14 protein-coding genes are annotated in these 15991 nt (G+C 69.0%); 11 read left to right on the plus strand and 3 right to left on the minus strand.

Going from position 1 to position 15991, the window contains the following annotated elements; genetic code table 11:
- The first annotated feature begins 40 nt into the window (after positions 1–40).
- Together ACY34J_RS07125 and ACY34J_RS07130 are read left to right on the plus strand one after the other, a co-directional pair.
- Positions 41–826 (plus strand): SDR family oxidoreductase, encoded by a 786-nt coding sequence (locus ACY34J_RS07125; protein WP_462725408.1) that lies wholly within the window; start codon positions 41–43, stop codon positions 824–826.
- A 74-nt stretch (positions 827–900) separates the two neighbouring features.
- Complete coding sequence (locus ACY34J_RS07130) at positions 901–1464, plus strand: dihydrofolate reductase family protein (RefSeq protein ID WP_462725407.1); 564 nt, start codon at positions 901–903, stop codon at positions 1462–1464.
- A 402-nt stretch (positions 1465–1866) separates the two neighbouring features.
- On the opposite strand, the gene ACY34J_RS07135 is transcribed toward ACY34J_RS07130, so the two are convergent.
- Entirely contained in the window at positions 1867–2364 is a 498-nt protein-coding gene (locus ACY34J_RS07135) for a GNAT family N-acetyltransferase (protein ID WP_462725406.1), read from the minus strand.
- Between the two features lie 230 nt (positions 2365–2594).
- On the opposite strand from ACY34J_RS07135, the gene ACY34J_RS07140 reads away from it, so the two are divergent.
- The 6 genes from ACY34J_RS07140 to ACY34J_RS07165 all read left to right on the plus strand — a co-directional run bounded on the left by ACY34J_RS07140 (position 2595) and on the right by ACY34J_RS07165 (position 9048).
- Entirely contained in the window at positions 2595–2831 is a 237-nt protein-coding gene (locus tag ACY34J_RS07140; protein WP_462725405.1) for a hypothetical protein, read from the plus strand.
- Between the two features lie 349 nt (positions 2832–3180).
- Positions 3181–5301: an amylo-alpha-1,6-glucosidase gene (locus ACY34J_RS07145; RefSeq protein WP_462725404.1), complete on the plus strand. Its 2121-nt coding sequence runs from the start codon at positions 3181–3183 to the stop codon at positions 5299–5301.
- Between the two features lie 104 nt (positions 5302–5405).
- Positions 5406–6332, plus strand: coding sequence for a UTP--glucose-1-phosphate uridylyltransferase GalU (gene galU / locus ACY34J_RS07150; RefSeq protein ID WP_462725403.1), 927 nt, complete (start codon positions 5406–5408; stop codon positions 6330–6332).
- Positions 6329–7441 carry a glycosyltransferase family 4 protein gene (locus ACY34J_RS07155; protein WP_462725402.1) on the plus strand — a complete coding sequence of 371 codons (1113 nt, stop codon included), beginning with the start codon at positions 6329–6331 and terminating at the stop codon, positions 7439–7441. Before galU ends, ACY34J_RS07155 begins: the two co-directional genes overlap by 4 nt.
- Positions 7442–7512: 71 nt before the next feature.
- Positions 7513–8574, plus strand: coding sequence for an AI-2E family transporter (locus ACY34J_RS07160; protein WP_462725401.1), 1062 nt, complete (start codon positions 7513–7515; stop codon positions 8572–8574).
- Positions 8575–8667: 93 nt separating this feature from the next.
- Positions 8668–9048 (plus strand): DUF2267 domain-containing protein, encoded by a 381-nt coding sequence (locus ACY34J_RS07165; protein ID WP_462725400.1) that lies wholly within the window; start codon positions 8668–8670, stop codon positions 9046–9048.
- A 58-nt stretch (positions 9049–9106) separates the two neighbouring features.
- On the opposite strand, the gene pgm is transcribed toward ACY34J_RS07165, so the two are convergent.
- Both pgm and ACY34J_RS07175 read right to left on the minus strand, forming a co-directional pair.
- Complete coding sequence (gene pgm, locus ACY34J_RS07170) at positions 9107–10753, minus strand: phosphoglucomutase (alpha-D-glucose-1,6-bisphosphate-dependent) (protein WP_462725399.1); 1647 nt, start codon at positions 10751–10753, stop codon at positions 9107–9109.
- A gap of 86 nt (positions 10754–10839) precedes the next feature.
- Entirely contained in the window at positions 10840–12615 is a 1776-nt protein-coding gene (locus ACY34J_RS07175; protein ID WP_462725398.1) for a PucR family transcriptional regulator, read from the minus strand.
- A gap of 286 nt (positions 12616–12901) precedes the next feature.
- Here ACY34J_RS07175 and ACY34J_RS07180 point away from each other — a divergent pair, with 286 nt between their 5' ends.
- Genes ACY34J_RS07180 through ACY34J_RS07190 form a run of 3 tightly spaced genes read left to right on the plus strand, consistent with a single transcriptional unit; the run spans position 12902 to position 15986 of the window.
- Complete coding sequence (locus ACY34J_RS07180) at positions 12902–13384, plus strand: YflT domain-containing protein (RefSeq protein ID WP_462725397.1); 483 nt, start codon at positions 12902–12904, stop codon at positions 13382–13384.
- A gap of 60 nt (positions 13385–13444) precedes the next feature.
- A complete protein-coding gene (gene dnaK, locus ACY34J_RS07185; protein ID WP_462725396.1) occupies positions 13445–15367 on the plus strand; it encodes a molecular chaperone DnaK in 1923 nt (640 codons plus the stop codon).
- A 25-nt stretch (positions 15368–15392) separates the two neighbouring features.
- Positions 15393–15986, plus strand: a complete 594-nt coding sequence (locus ACY34J_RS07190; protein WP_462725395.1) for a nucleotide exchange factor GrpE — start codon at positions 15393–15395, stop codon at positions 15984–15986.
- Positions 15987–15991: the final 5 nt, after the last annotated feature.

Consider the following 15991-nt stretch of genomic DNA (forward strand, 5'->3'; position numbering starts at 1 on the left):
AGGCGGTGTATCACATGACGCCCCGGGAACGGAACACAGCGTGACCACCCCGGTCAGCGACTCCCTCGAGGGCCGGCGGGCCCTGGTGACCGGCGGCACCAAGGGCGCGGGTGCGGCCATCGCCCGGCGCCTTGCCCAAGCAGACGCGACCGTGCTGGTGACCGCCCGTAGCCGGCCGGACGACATGGACCCCGGGCTCTTCATCGGCGCCGACCTCTCCACCGCCGAGGGGGCGGCCACCGTGGTCACCGAGGTGCTCGACCGCCTGGGCGGGATCGACATCCTGATCAACAACCTCGGAGCCTCCGACGCGCCCTCAGGCGGATTCGCGGCCCTGAGCGAGGACGACTGGGCCAAGGAACTGAACACCAACCTTCTCGCCGCGGTCCGCCTGGACCGCGGCCTGCTGCCCAGCATGATCGAAGCGGGCAAGGGGGTGATCGTGCATGTCTCCTCGATCCAGCGCCGCATGCCGCTGTGGAACGGCACGCTGGCGTACGCCGCGGCCAAGGCCGCGCTGACGACCTACAGCAAGGGACTGGCCAACGAGGTCGCCCCACATGGCGTACGCGTCAACACGGTCTCGCCGGGCTTTGTGCAGACCACGGCCGCCGACGCCCTCATCGACCGGATCGCCGAGAATGCGGGGGTCACCCACGAAGCGGCGCTGGAGCGGCTCATGGCATCCCTTGGCGGCATCCCCCTGGGCCGGCCCAACCGACCGGAAGAAGTGGCCGAACTGGTCGCCTTCCTGGTCTCCGACCGGGCTTCATCCATCGTCGGCGCCGAACACGTCATCGACGGCGGCACCACTCCCACCGTCTGAACGCGGCCTCGGGCAGGACGGCGAACTGCTCGGAAGTAGTAGCAGGTTGTACCGACTCACGGGAGGCTGACGCCATGCGGAAACTGACCTTTGCCATGAACATGAGCCTGGACGGCTACATCGCCGCGCCCGGCGACGACCTCGGCTGGAGCGTGCCGAGCGACGAGCTGTTCCAGTGGTGGTCCGACCGGGTGGACGCGACGGGCCTGGCGCTGTACGGGCGCAAGCTGTGGGAGACGATGAGCTCCCACTGGCCGACCGCCGACAAGCAGCCGGGTGCCACACCGGCGGCGATCGAGTTCGCCGGCCGCTGGCGGGACATGCCGAAGGTGGTGTTCTCCTCTACAACCAGCACGGTCGACTGGAACACCCGTCTGGTCACCGGCGACGCGGTCACCGAGATCACCAGGCTCAAGGCCGACGACGGCGGCCCCATGGACATCGGCGGTGCCACACTCGCCGCGGCGGCCATGCGGGCCGGGCTGATCGACGAGTACGCGATCGTCACCCATCCGGTCCTGGTGGGCGGCGGCACGCCGTTCTTCACAGCCCTGGACAACTGGGTGAACCTGACCCTAGTGGAGACCCGGACGTTTCCCGACGGCGTGGTCCTGACCAGGTACGAGACCAAGCGCTGAGCGCTCGACATCGGATCGGCGCGGGCTTCGGGCGCCCAAGGATCTCGCGGTGCTGTGTTCCGAGGCGATCGTGATACCCCTGCCGGATCACAGGCCGTGTATGTAAGGGATCCCCAACCGGACACCGGTCAGCTCGTGCTGAGCGGGAGTCTGCTGGTCATGTTGAGTTTCACCTCGCCGTAGGGCCGGACGTGGGACCAGAACAACGTCCTTCAACAGCGTCCAGTGCTCGACCAGGTCGTCCAGGTCCAAAGGGGTACGGGCCACGGTTGTCGATCGTCCTCTCGGGGCCTCACCCCGCGCAGCTGTACGACTCCGGACTCACCCACACGGGTGACACCCTCGCAAGATCTCCGCCGTTTGCGGCTGGTGACAGCGTTCTTACCGGCACCCCCCGTAGGCCTATCCGTTGGCGGCGAGGTCCACCCAGACTGTGACCGTGCCGTCGTCACGGACCAGGTCGACGCCCAGAGCAGCGAGAAGTCGGTGAACGGCCGTGTTCTCGGGCTTGGTACTCACGAACAGCGATGTGAAGCCGTCGGCACGTGCGAGGACCAGGAGATGCCTGAGCACCGCGCTGCCGACACCGGCACCGCGGTGGGAACGTCCGATCCACACCCCTGCTTCGACGGCATGCTTCGCGTCCTGCATCGGGCACAGCCGAGCAGCCCCGACCACCGTCCCCCCGACGACGATGGCATAGGTGGTCTCCACCGCTTCGGCTGCCAGAGACCTGGACCGATGGAACCGCAAGAACGCCGTCCGGCGCTCGGTAGTCCACCCAGCGGGCCCGGCCACCGGGGGCATCACCTCACGGGGATCCGCATCGGTCACGGCAGCATCCAACAGGTCGTGCAGCAGATCCTCATCGAGCGGCCGCAGCGTGACGTCAGTGCGCATGATCGCATCCTGCCCTCGCGACAGCGCCATTCTCCAACGGTTATCCGCGGAGGAGCCGGTCCTCCGCGAGTTCGGCGAAGGATGATGTCCAACGCCGCCCGCGGGTCACAGCCTGATCCGGGGTGCGGCCGACGAGCTGGGCTGGCGGGAGGCTCAGCCCGCAAGTGTGACGCACCTGAACAGAGGCGGCCGGGAGGCGCGGGCAGCCGACCGGCCGCACGCTGGTGTCTATGAACTCACCGCGACCCCGAGTGGTCGTGCATCCACCAGCGCCGACCGGCGGTCGCCGGGTCCGGGTCGGCGCCGCGATCCTGGGTGTCGCCTACGGGCCCCGGGACATGGCGGAATTTCTGCGCCAGGCTGGGCTGGACCCGGATGTGCAGAAGCTCGACGACCCCGAACTGATCGAGTGGCGCGGCGGCGGCCCCGCCGTGTGGGATATCGACATCGAGGACGGGCCGGCGTGAGGAGGGAGCCGGGCGGTCCAACCGTGGGCGGCGGACGGCGCCGTATGGACGGGCTGGCGCTGCGGATGCTGCGCACACCGGATTGCGAGGACAGGGTGAGTGCGCTTGACCGCGCACTGGAGGCGCTGGTCCCTTGATCATTACCCGCACTGACGAGGATTGCGGCAAGGGCACCGCCGCGTAGGTGGGGGCGGCGTGGCGGACCGTACGCTGGGCGCAGAGCCGTCTGGGCTGCGGGGAGGACGGGCTCCCGCCGCAGCGATACGGTGGATGTCTTGAATGAGATGACAAAGTCTCCTTTTTGCTGTTGTTTTGCACGGCCATATGTTTGCGGCTGGAGGGACGGGCCATGGCAGGGGGCTGGGCGTTTTCCGGGCAGCCGGTGCAGGTCGGCGGCGGGGCCGTGACCCTTGTTGAAGGGTCTTCCTTCTGCCTTTCGGATCCCGGAGGGGACATCTCTCCAGGCGCGCCGCAGGGACTGTTCTTCCGGGACACCCGCATTCTCTCCGCCTGGCAGTTGCGGCTCGAGGGCGAGGGGGTCGAGCCACTGACGGTCATACCGGGGGCGCCGTACCACGCGACATTCCTCGCCCGGGCCCGGCCACGGCCGGGTGAGGCTGAGAGCCCGGTTCTGGTGGAGCGCAAGCGGTTCGTCGGGGCGGGCATGCGAGAGGACATTTCGTTGCGCAATCTCGGCCACGCGCCGGCGGACTGGACCGTGACGGTGCATGTGGAAGCCGATTTCGCGGACCTGTTCGACGTCAAACAAGGGGTCGTGCGTGACCGTGGCGAACTCAGTGCCGAGCACGATACGGGCGAGATCCGGTTGACGCGCCGTTTCCAGGAGCAGAGCCGCGGTGTCCGGCTCATCGCCGAGGGCGCGGCCACCACCGCGGACTCGTTGAGCTTCCGGGTCCTCGTCCCGGCCCGCGGTACATGGCGGACGTCCGTGCTGGTGTGCCCGGTCGTGGACGGAGACCAGATTCCCCCCTCGTTCCCCCTGGAACGCCCGATGGAGGAGACCGGGCCGGCTGTCCGCGCCACCCAGTGGCGCAAGACGGGACCCAGGATCTCCACGGGCGACCACAACCTCAACGAGACGTTGCAGACCAGTCGCCGCGATCTGAGCAGCCTGCGCATGTCCGACCCGGAACTGCCGGACACCCCTGTGATCGCCGCAGGTGTGCCGTGGTTCATGGCGCTGTTCGGCCGCGACTCCATCATCACCTCGCTCATGGCGCTGTTCACCGATCCCGCACTCGCCCTGGGCACGGCGCAGACCCTCGCGTACCACCAAGGCCGCAAGGTCGATGAGCTGACGGAGGAGGAACCGGGCCGCATCCCGCACGAGCTCCGCTTCGGCCTGGACGCGTCCCTCGCGCTCGGCGGCAACGTCTACTACGGCACCGTCGATGCCACGCCGCTGTTCGTCATGCTGCTCGGTGAGTTGCGGCGCTGGGGCGTGGACCGCGAACAGGTGCTCGCTCTCCTGCCGAACGCGGACCGGGCTCTGGAATGGGTCGCACAGTACGGGGACAAGGACGGCGACGGGTTCATCGAATACCAGCGGACAACCGACCAGGGGCTGGTGAATCAGGGCTGGAAGGACTCGTGGGACGGCATCACCTACGCGGACGGCCGGATCGCCGGACCTCCGATCGCGCTCGCCGAGGCACAGGGTTACGTTCACGCCGCCTACCTCGCTCGCGCTCTGCTGGCCGAGGACGCGGGCGATCCGGACGGCGCTCAGCACTGGCGAGAACGGGCAGCCCGGCTTAAACATGCGTTCAACGAGCGCTTCTGGCTGCCCGAGCGCGGGTGGTACGCGCTGGCGCTGGACCGGGACAAGCAGCCCGTCGATTCGCTCGCGTCCAACATGGGCCACTGCCTGTGGACCGGGATCGTGGACGAGGACAAGGCCCCCCGAGTCGCCGAGCTGCTGTGCTCACCGGAGATGCGCAACGGATGGGGCGTACGCACGCTGGCGTCCACGATGGGCGCGTACAACCCCATGAGTTACCACAATGGATCGGTGTGGCCGCACGACAGCGCCATCGTGACGGCCGGCCTGAGACGGTACGGCTTCACCGAGCACGCTCAGCGGATCGCCTCGGGTGTGCTGGAGGCCGCGGCGTCGCTCGGCGGCCGGCTCCCGGAGCTGATGTGCGGCTTCGATCGCGCCGAGTACGCCCGCCCCGTGCCGTATCCCACTTCGTGCATTCCGCAGGCGTGGGCATCCGCGGCCCCGTTGCACCTGCTCCGCGTGCTGCTCGACGCCGACCCGTGTGTGCCGCACGGCAGCTTCCGGCTGGCGCCGGCGCTGCCGGCGTGGGTGGGCGACGTCTACCTGGAGGATGTGCCGCTGGCCAACGCCCGAGTTCGTATCGCGGTGCGGGACGGCAAGGTGAGCGTGGAGGACCTGCCGGAGGGACTCCAGATCACCTCCGAAAGCTGCCCTTGCTATGCCTAGGTGCCGGCCGATCCCTCTTCTGCCGGGACCAGCACCTCACCGTCACCACATCGCGGAGCTGAGCGGCGCCGCACACCGTCAGCCCTCGGAGTTCGGAGGGAACGATGACCACCTCGCTGGACAAGCCGGTGAAGAAGGCCGTGATACCGGCCGCGGGCCTGGGGACGCGCTTTCTGCCCGTGACCAAGGCGACCCCGAAGGAGATGCTGCCGATCGTCGACAAGCCCGCCATCCAGTTCGTCGTCGAGGAAGCGGTGGCAGCCGGTCTCTTGGACGTGCTCCTGGTCACCGGTCGCAACAAGCGCCCGGTGGAAGACCACTTCGACCGCGCCTACGAGCTGGAAGAGGCGCTGCGCGCCAAGGGAGACACCGAGCGGCTGAACCTCGTCCGCTCGACCGCGGGGCTCGCGCACATGCACTACGTACGCCAGGGTGAGCCACGCGGACTCGGCCATGCCGTGCTGTGCGCCGAACTGCATGTCGGCAACGAGCCGTTCGCCGTGCTCCTCGGCGATGACCTCGTGGATCCACGGGATCCGCTGCTGGTCCCCATGATCGAGGCGCAGCGGGAGTTCGGGGGCAGTGTGATCGCACTCATGGAAGTGGACCCCTCCCAGGTCGGCCTCTATGGCTGCGCGGCCGTCAAATCCATCGGCCAGGAGGGGGTCCTGCGCGTGGAGGACCTGGTGGAGAAGCCCGCCCCCGAGGAGGCCCCGAGCAATCTCGCCCTCATCGGACGGTATGTGCTCGATCCAGCGGTCTTCGCGACGCTGCATCGCACAGGTGCCGGCCGGGGCGGGGAGATCCAGCTCACCGACGCCCTACGAGACATGGCCGCCCACGGCAGCCCCGGTGGCCCCCTGCACGGTGTGCTGTTCACCGGCCGCCGCTACGACACCGGGGACCGCGGCGACTACCTGCGCACCATGGTCAGACTCGCGAGCGAGCGCGAGGACATCGGCCCGGGCTTCCGGGAATGGCTGCGTACCTTCGTCGCCGAGGAACTCGCCCCGGGCGGGACGACACCATGACTGTGAAGCTGCCTGTCGGCCCCGACCGATTCGGGACGACGTCGCAACCACTGCGCATCGCGATGATCGCGCCACCGTGGTTCGAGCTTCCACCGACCGCCTACGGCGGCATCGAATCGGTCGTCGCCGACCTCGTCGACGCACTCGCCATCCGCGGGCACGAGCTCACGCTCATCGGCGCCGGACGGAACCGGACTCGCGCCTCCCGCTTCGTGCCGGTCTTCCCAGAGCCGCCGTCCTTGCGCACCGGCCAACCGATGCCCGAGGTTCTGCACGCCGCCGCCGCTGCCGAGGAACTCGAGGGTCTCGACCTCGACATCGTGCACGACCACAGCCTGGCCGGCCCCCTGGTGGCCCGCTGCCGAAGGATTCCAACGGCCGTCACGGCGCACGGCATAGTGACCGATGAGCCCGGCGCATACCTGCGCCGGCTCGGCACGACGATCGAACTGATAGCGATCTCCGATGCGCAGAAGAACCTGAACCCCGAGCTGAACTGGGTCGGACGGGTGTACAACGCCATCGACGTCACCACGTATCCGTACCGGGAGGTCAAGGGCGACTTCGTACTGTTCATGGGCCGGTTCAACCGGGTCAAGGGCGCGCATCTGGCGATCGAGGCCGCGCAGGCCGCCGGCCGGCGGATCGTGCTCGCGGGCAAGGTCAGCGAGCCGCGGGAGAAGGCCTACTTCGAGGCCGAGATCGCACCGCGGCTCGGCCGTGATGTGACGTACGTCGGTCAGGCCGACGCGGCGTTCAAGCGGGAGCTCTACGCCGAAGCACGCTGTCTGCTGTTCCCGGTCTGCTGGGACGAACCGTTCGGCATCGTCATGATCGAGGCGATGGCGTGCGGTACTCCGGTCGTCGCATTGCACCGGGGCAGCGTGCCCGAGGTGGTGGCCGACGGAGTCACCGGTGTCATCGTCGACAGCCCTGACGAACTGCCGGCCGGGATCGTCGCCGCGGAAAGGCTTTCACCCGCGGCATGCCGGGCACACGCGCAGGCCAACTTCGACCTGCCCGCGATGGCGGTCGGTTATGAACGCATCTATCTGACGCTGGTCCAGGCCCGTCCGCAGCGACGCGGGTCCGATGGCGGCGCACCGTAAAGGCTCCTGGCGCCCACTGCGGCAAGGGCAGGTGACGGTTTCCTGCGGCGCGCCCGGGGCACCGGGTCACTATGGCTTCCCGGCCTGTTCCGGTGCGGACGATCCTGGCCGTCATCGGCCTGGTGCTGGCCACCTATGTGGCGCTGCTGCTGATCTCGACGACGCGGCAGGTGCTGACGTGGGCCCTGATCGCGTTGTTCTTCGCAGTCGCTCTCTATCCGGTGGTCAACCTGGTGGAGCGGCGGGTGCCGCGCTGCCGCCGGTCCGTGGCGACGCTGCTGGTCTTCCTGGTGGTGGCCGTGCTGATCCTGGGACTGGTGACGCTGTTCATCATCCCGCTGGCGCAGGAGGCGGCGCACCTGGCCAGAGAGCTGCCACATCTGATCCAGGAGGCCCGGTCCGGCCGTGGACCAGTTGGTGACGTGCTGAGACGTACCCATGCCCTGCAGTACGTCCAGCGCAACCAGGCGCAGATCCGGTCCTTCGTCACCGGCCTTGGCACGCCGTTGCTCGGCTATGTGCGCACGGCCGCCACGACACTGGCGGGCGCGGTCACCATCTTCGTTCTGGCCTATCTGATGGTCCTCGAAGGCCCGAAGATCCTGCGGGGTGCCTATTCGCTGCTGGAGGAGTCGCACGCCGCCCGGGTCCGCAAAGTGGGCTCCAGATGTGCCAAGACCATCACCGGTTACGTCTCGGGGAACCTCCTGATCAGCGTCATCTGCGGCGCGCTCACCTACGGGGTGCTGCTGGCGACCGGGGTGCCGTTCGCGGGGCTGATCGCACTGTTCGTGGCCATCGCGGACCTGATTCCGCTCGTGGGCGCCACGCTGGGCGCGATCGTCGCCGGCATCGCCGGGTTCATCCACTCACTGACGGCGGGCATCATCGTGGTCGCGTTCTTCATCGCCTACCAGCAACTGGAGAACCACGTTCTCCAGCCGGTCATCATGGCGCGCGCCGTGAAGCTCAATCCGCTCACCGTGCTGCTGTCCGTCCTTCTGGCCGCGGATATCGCCGGGATCCTCGGCGCTCTGCTGGCCATACCGGTCGCGGCCATGATCAAGATCATCTTGCAGGACTTCTGGGAGCGGCGAGGCGGCCGCCCGCTCTCGCTTCCCAGGGAACCGTAAGAGCGGCAAAGCGCCGTCCACCTGCCGCGAATGGTCCGTTTTGCCGTGTATGGCACGGGTACCTCAGGAACCCGGTTCACGAAAGGGGACGCCATGAAGTACGACGAGTTCATCCGGTCCGTCGAGCGGCGCGCGAGTTTGCCGCAGGAGGAGGCGGTAGCGCTGACGCGTGCCACACTGGCCACCCTCGCGGAGCGGATCACCGGCGGGGAAGCCAGGGACCTTGCCTCGCAGCTGCCCAAGGAATTGCAGCCCGCGCTGATCCCGCCGGATCAGGCCGCCGAAGACTTCAACCTCGAGGAGTTCATGCGTCGGGTGCAGGCGCGTGCCGATGTGAACAAGCGGTCGCTGGACCGGGGCGTACCCGCGGTGTTCGGGACGCTGAGAGAAGCCGTCGCCGCGGGCGAGTTCCGGCATCTCATGGAGCAGCTGCCCAATGAGTTCCGGGAACTCGCCGTGCCCGTCACCTACTGAGGTTCCTCAGTTCTGTCCGACGCCGTCGGCAGCCCGTCAGGTGGCTTCGTACGAGGCCCTACCGGGCGGTGCTGAGGGCGGCGGATACCACGGCCCTGGCCTCCTCCTGGACACGGGCGAGGTGATCGGGGCCGAGGAAGGACTCGGCGTAGATCTTGTACACATCCTCGGTGCCGGACGGGCGGGCGGCGAACCAGGCATTCTGTGTGCACACCTTGATGCCGCCGATCGGCGCGTCGTTGCCGGGTGCCTTGGTGAGGATCGCGGTGACCGGCTCGCCCGCGAGCGTATCCGTCGCGACCTGTTCCGGCGAAAGCTTGGCGAGGACGGCTTTCTCCTCCGGGGACGCGGGTGCGTCGATCCGTGCGTAGGCGGGCTCCCCGAAGCGGGTGGTGAGCGCGGCGTAGTGCTCGGACGGAGAGGTGCCGGTAACGGCGAGGATCTCGGACGCGAGCAGAGCCAGGACGATGCCGTCCTTGTCGGTCGTCCAGACAGAACCGTCACGGCGCAGGAACGAGGCTCCGGCCGACTCCTCGCCGCCGAAACCGAGCGACCCCTCCAGCAGGCCGTCGACGAACCACTTGAAGCCGACGGGCACCTCCACCAGGTTCCGTCGCAGCTCATCGGCCACTCGGTCGATCATGCTGGAGGACACCAGCGTCTTGCCGATCCCGGCCGTGTCGGGCCACTGGCCGCGGTGGGAGAACAGGTAGGAGATGGCCACGGCCAGGTAGTGATTGGGATTCATCAGGCCGCCATCCGGGGTGACGATGCCGTGCCGGTCGGCGTCGGCGTCGTTGCCCGTGGCGACTGGGTACTTGTCGCGCTGTGAGATCAGTGAGGCCATCGCGTACGGCGAGGAGCAGTCCATACGGATCCTGCCGTCCCAGTCCAGCGTCATAAAGCGCCAGGTGGGGTCGACCAGGGGGTTCACCACGGTCAGGTCCAAGCGGTACTGCTCGGCGATCCGGCCCCAGTACGCCACGGAAGCGCCACCCATCGGGTCCGCGCCGATGTGGAGCCCGGCGGAGCGCACCGCGTCCAGGTTGACCACGGAGGGCAGGTCCTCGACGTAGTGGCCCAGGAAGTCGTACCGCCCGGTGGCCGGGGCTGAGCGGGCACTGGCGTAAGGGATCCGCCGTACGCCTTTAAGGCCACCGGCGATCAGTTCGTTGGCCCGGTCCTGGATCCACGCCGTCGTCGCCGAGTCCGCGGGGCCACCGTTTGGGGGGTTGTACTTGAAGCCGCCGTCGGAGGGCGGGTTGTGGGACGGGGTGACCACCACACCGTCCGAAAGACCGTCGGTGCGGCCGCGGTTGTGGGTGAGGATCGCGTGCGAGACGGCCGGGGTGGGGGTGTAGCCGTCGGCGTTGTCGATGAGCACGGTGACGCCGTTGGCGGCGAAGACCTCAAGGGCGGTCACCCGTGCGGGCTCGGACAGCGCGTGGGTGTCGGCGCCGAGGAAGAGCGGACCGTCCGTACCCCGCCTCTCCCGGTAGTCGCAGATCGCCTGGCTGGTGGCCGCGATGTGGTCCTCGTTGAACGAGGTGGAGAACGACGACCCCCGGTGGCCGGAGGTGCCGAAGGCCACGCGCTGGGTGGGTTCGGCGGGATCGGGGTGCAGTGCGTAGTACGCGGTCACCAGCCGTGCGACGTCGACCAAGTCCGACGGCTCTGCGGGCAGTCCCGCTCGTTCGTGGGGCATCTGGCACTCCTGGGATCAGGTGCGGTCATCTCATCCGTCGATCACGGGCGCGGCAGGCAGGCTATCCATGCCGTCCGCCCCTGGCCTCAGTCGGGCCCGCCCTTCATGATCTTCCACATGCGTGTCGCCACCTGCAGGTTCAGCCTGCTGTCCACATTCGCGAGGTCGGTGCCGCTGATCTCGCGGATCCGCTGGAGCCGGTAGCGGAGAGTGCTTCGGTGAATGGCAAGCGTAGCCGCCGTCTCGTCGTAATTCCCCCCGCAGTCGAAGTACTGGGTCAGGGTTTCCACCAGGCCCGTCTGGTGCGAGGAGTCGTAGTCCAGCAGCGGTCCGAGCCACTCCCGGACGAACCGCTCGACCTCCCGGTAGTCGTTCCCGGTCCCCAGAATCCGGTAGAGGCCCAGCTCGTCGAAGAAGGTCATCCCGTAGGCCGCGCGCGACCGCTGCCGTACCTCGAGCGCCCTCAGCGCCTCCCCGTAGGAGCGGGGCACATCACCTGGGGTGTCGCAGCGTCCTCCCACGCCGATCGAGCCGGCCTCCGTGCCGAGTTCCCGGCTCAGCGCCGCGTGGAAGGCCCGGTCGCGTGGCCTGCCCTGGCTCACCAGGACCACCATGCCGGCACGCCGGGCCAGCAGCGACCGCATGCCCAGCCCCAGCGCCGCCCGGCTGACGGCCTGCAGGAAGGAGTCGTCCGCCGCCCTGGCCATCCACTGCACCGCGACGACGTAGTGCGGGCCGTGCAGGTCGTGGCCGACCGCCTCGGAGCGGGCATAGGCGCTCGCGGCGTCCGCGCCCGTCAGCAAGTCGTCGACCAGTTCCCGCCGTAGCCGCAGCTCCACCTCGGCCAGGCTGCGCAGGTGGGCCAGCTCCAGGGCGAGTGATGTCGCGGCGTGGCTCAGCGCGAGCATGGTGTACTCGTCGGCGTTGCCGTCCGGGTCGACGAGGGCCAGCACGCCGAGCACCTCACCGCGCGGGTTGGCCAGCGAGATCAGCCGGTCCCTGACGCGCATGGGTCTCAGGCGGCGCGCTGCGTCCTGCAGCATCTCCTCATGACGCACCGGGTCCGGTTTGGGGTACGGATCCGGGCGCCCCGGGCCCGCCCAGGCCCGCAGATTGCCGAACCGGTCCTCGATCACCGCGGGAAGCCCGGTGATCGCGTGCAGTGCTCGGGCGATGCCGTGCTCGCCGTCCCCGGAGGCGGCGGCCCGGGCGAGGGCGTCGTGGAGCTCCCGCTCATGCTCCAGGTCGCACAGCGACTGGTCCAGCCGCTCCCGCATCTTCTCCCGCTCGTCCCGCGCCCGCCGCAGCTCCACGGACTGCTCGTGCTCCCGGCGGTACGCGGCCGCGTTGGACAGGGCAGCGGAGGCCTGCTGTACGAGCACGGTGAGCAGGAACCGCTCCTCCTCGCTGGGCCGCGTACGGCAGCTCACCACGAGATAGCCGTGCAGCCTTCCCAGCCCCCGTAGCCCGAACGCCCAGCACCAGGCTCCCTCGGGCAGGGGCACGGGCCCGTCCTGGCCCGCCAGCTCCCTGACGCGTTCATCGAGGGCGGTGGCCGCACCGGGCCAGTCGTCCGGTGTGCGGGTCAAGACGTTGTCGGTGAGGAGATAACCGGCTTCGGCCCGGCATGTGCCGACGGTGCTGACCTGGGTCATCGCCCGGTGCAGTATGTCGCCCTCGTCCTGGCTGGCGAACAGGGACGTGGACAGCATGAACAGGCCGTGCAGATCCAAGGCCTGCCGGTCGGTGCCGGGCCAGCGGTGCCGGGGTGCGCTCGCCCCGCCCACCAGTGAGCGGGACCCTTCCTCAGATCGCTGCGGATCCGGGGCCAGGTGCCTTCCCGGTGCGGAACCTGGGGTCATGCCGCCACTCCGTGCTTTCTCGGCGAATGAAACCCACCAAGCCTGGAAGTACCCCCTCGGGCGGTATCCATCCTCCTGCCGCGTCTCCAACCTGTGCCGACAGGTGGACGGCGGAGCGCTTTTTCGACCCCGCAGGCGCAGGCGCTGAGGCCCCGGTCTCGACACCCTGGCCACGTCGGTATACGGGCTCGACGTTCGCTTGCCGAGCCCGCAGCCAGGAGCGCGTCCGGTCGCCTGCGCCGGGACCGACGCCCACCGCCCGCGACCCCCAGGGGAGGAGAGAGCGATGACGGAGCAGCCACGCCGGACCATTGCCGCATACCAGAGTTACGCCGAGGCCGAACGCGCTGTCGACTACCTTTCCGACCACGGATTTCCGGTGAACCGGGTGGCCATCGTCGGCCATGACGTACGCATGGTGGAGCAGGTCGTCGGCCGCATGGACTACCCCAAGGCGGCGCTCAGCGGTGCGGCGTCCGGCGCGATCCCCGGCGCCCTCATCGGCTGGATCTTCGGCCTCTTCAACTGGCTGAACCCGCTCATCGCCAGTGCGCTGCTCGCGCTCTACGGACTGATCTTCGGAGCGATCGTCGGTGCGCTGTTCGGGCTCCTGTTGTACGCCCTGCAACGCGGCCGCCGGGACTTCGCCTCGATCAGCGTGATGCAGCCCAGCCGCTACGAGGTCGTGGCGGACGAAGAAGTCGCCGACGAGGCCACCCGGCTGATCGCCGGGATGCAGGAGGCGAAAGGCGGCGCGGCCACAACCTGAACAAGCCAGGGGCCGGCCGGACATCAGCGGGTGTCCGCGGCGGCTGAGAAGGAGCTCCTCATGGGCAAGGCAGTCGGAATCGACCTTGGCACCACCAACTCGGTGATCGCCGTATGGGAAGGCGGCGAGCCACAGGTCATTCCCAACTCCGAAGGCAGCCGTACGACCCCGTCCGTGGTGGCCTTCACCGACACCGGCGAGCGCCTGGTGGGCCAGCTGGCCCGTCGCCAGGCGATTCTCAACCCCAAAGGCACCATCTACTCGGCCAAGCGCTTCATCGGCCGGCACTACGACGAGATCTCCGACGAGGCCAAGGCCGTCGCTTTCGACGTCGTCCCCGACGAGCACGGGAACGCGCGCTTCAAGGTGCGCGACAAGCTGTACTCGCCGGAGGAGATCAGTGCCCTGGTGCTGCGCAAGCTCGCCGATGACGCGGGAAAGCAGCTGGGAGAGCGGGTCACGGAAGCCGTCATCACCGTGCCTGCCTACTTCAACGACGCCCAGCGCACCGCCACCAAGGACGCCGGCCGGATCGCGGGGCTGGAGGTGCTGCGGATCATCAACGAGCCGACCGCGGCCGCCCTCGCGTACGGCATGGACAAGAAGCAGCACGAGACGGTGCTCGTCTTCGACCTCGGCGGCGGCACCTTCGATGTGAGCATCCTCGACGTCGGTGACGGCGTGGTCGAGGTGCGGGCCACCGCCGGCGACAGCCACCTCGGCGGCGACGACTTCGACCGCCGCCTGGTCGACTACCTCGCCGATGACTTCCAGCGCGAGACCGGCATCGATCTGCGCCAGGACCCGCAGGCCCTGCAGCGGCTCTTCGAGGCCGCGGAGAAGGCCAAGACCGAGCTGAGCTCCGTGACCCAGACCCAGGTCAACCTGCCGTTCATCACGGCCGACGCCTCCGGCCCGAAGCACCTCACCAAGTCCGTGATGCGCTCCACCTTCGAGCAGATCACCGCCGACCTGGTGGAGCGCTGCCTCGGCCCGGTGAAGCAGGCCATGGGCGACGCCAAGATCAGTGAGAGCGACGTCGACGAGGTCATCCTCGTCGGCGGGTCCACCCGGATCCCCGCTGTCCAAAGCCTTGTCCGCCGGCTCACCGGCGGCAAGGAACCCAACATGAGCGTGAATCCGGACGAGGTCGTGGCCATGGGTGCCGCGATCCAGGCCGGCGTGCTCAAGGGCGAGGTCAAGGACGTCCTGCTGCTGGACGTCACCCCGCTCTCGCTGGGCGTGGAGACGCGTGGCGGTGTGATGACCAAGATCATTGAGCGGAACACCACCATCCCGGTGCGCCGCAGCGAGGTCTTCTCCACCGCCGAGGACAATCAGCCGGCCGTGGATGTGGTCGTCCTGCAGGGCGAGCGGGAACGGGCCGCCGACAACCGGGTGCTCGGCCGCTTCCAGCTGACCGGCATCCGCCCGGCCCCGCGCGGCGAGCCGCAGATCGAGGTCATCTTCGACATCGACGCCAACGGCATCCTCAACGTCACCGCACGGGACAAGGACACCGGCAAGGAACAGGGCATCACCATCAGTGAGACCTCCAACCTCGACCGCAGTGAGGTCGAGCGGATGGTCCAGGAGGCCGAGCGCAACCGCGCCCAGGACCAGGCGCTGCGTGAGGCCGTGGACGCCCGCAACGAGCTCGACGCGATCGCCTACCAGGTCGAGAAGCGGCTGGCCGAGCTGGGCGATGCCGTACCGGGCCACGAGAAGTCGCGCGCCGAGATGCTGGTGGGCGAGGCCCGCCAGGCTGTCAAGGACGAGGCCGGCCCGGACAAGGTCAGGCCGCTGATCTCCGACCTCCAGCAGGTCTACGCCGGGCTGGCCGCCCACCAGGCCGGGGGCGAGGCAGCCGGAGAGGCCGGAGCCGCCGGCGGTCCGGGTGGTCCGGGTGGTCCGGGCGGCGCCGGGCCGGGCGGTGCCGGCGGCGAGGAAGACGTCGTAGACGCCGAGTTCGACAAGGAATAAGGACCGAGGACTTAAGGCAGCTGCCATGTCCACCCACCCCCAGGAACCGGAAGGTGTGCCGGAGGGCGCCGTACCGCCTCCCCAGGAGGACCTGCCGCGGCCGGACCCCGCGCAGCAGGCGACGACACCCGTTGAGGAGGAACCCGGCCCGGACGCGGCAACCGGCGCGGAGACCGTCCAGGACGAGCACGCCGCGGCGCTGGCGGAACTTGAGGACAAATGGCGGCGCGCCCTCGCCGACCTCGACAACCTCCGCAAGCGCCACGCCAAGGAGCTGGAACGGGAACGGGCGGCCGAGCGGGCGCGTACGGCCGCGGCCCTGCTGCCCGTGATCGACAACCTCGAACTGGCCCTGCAGCACGCCGAGGCGGACCCCGGCACGATCGTCGAGGGCGTCAAGGCCGTACGCGACCAGGCCGTGGACATCCTCGCCCGGCTGGGCTACCCCCGGTTCGCCGAGACGGGCATGCCCTTCGACCCAGCCCGCCATGAAGTGGTCGGAGTAGTGGACGACCCGGAAGCCGAACCGGGCACGGTGGTGCAGGTCCTGCGCCCTGGCTACGGTGACGCGGGCAACCTGCTCCGGCCCGCCGCGGTCGCCGTCGCCAAGCGGGAGTGACCCGC

The organism is Streptomyces sp. HSS9-12 (assembly GCF_054963655.1).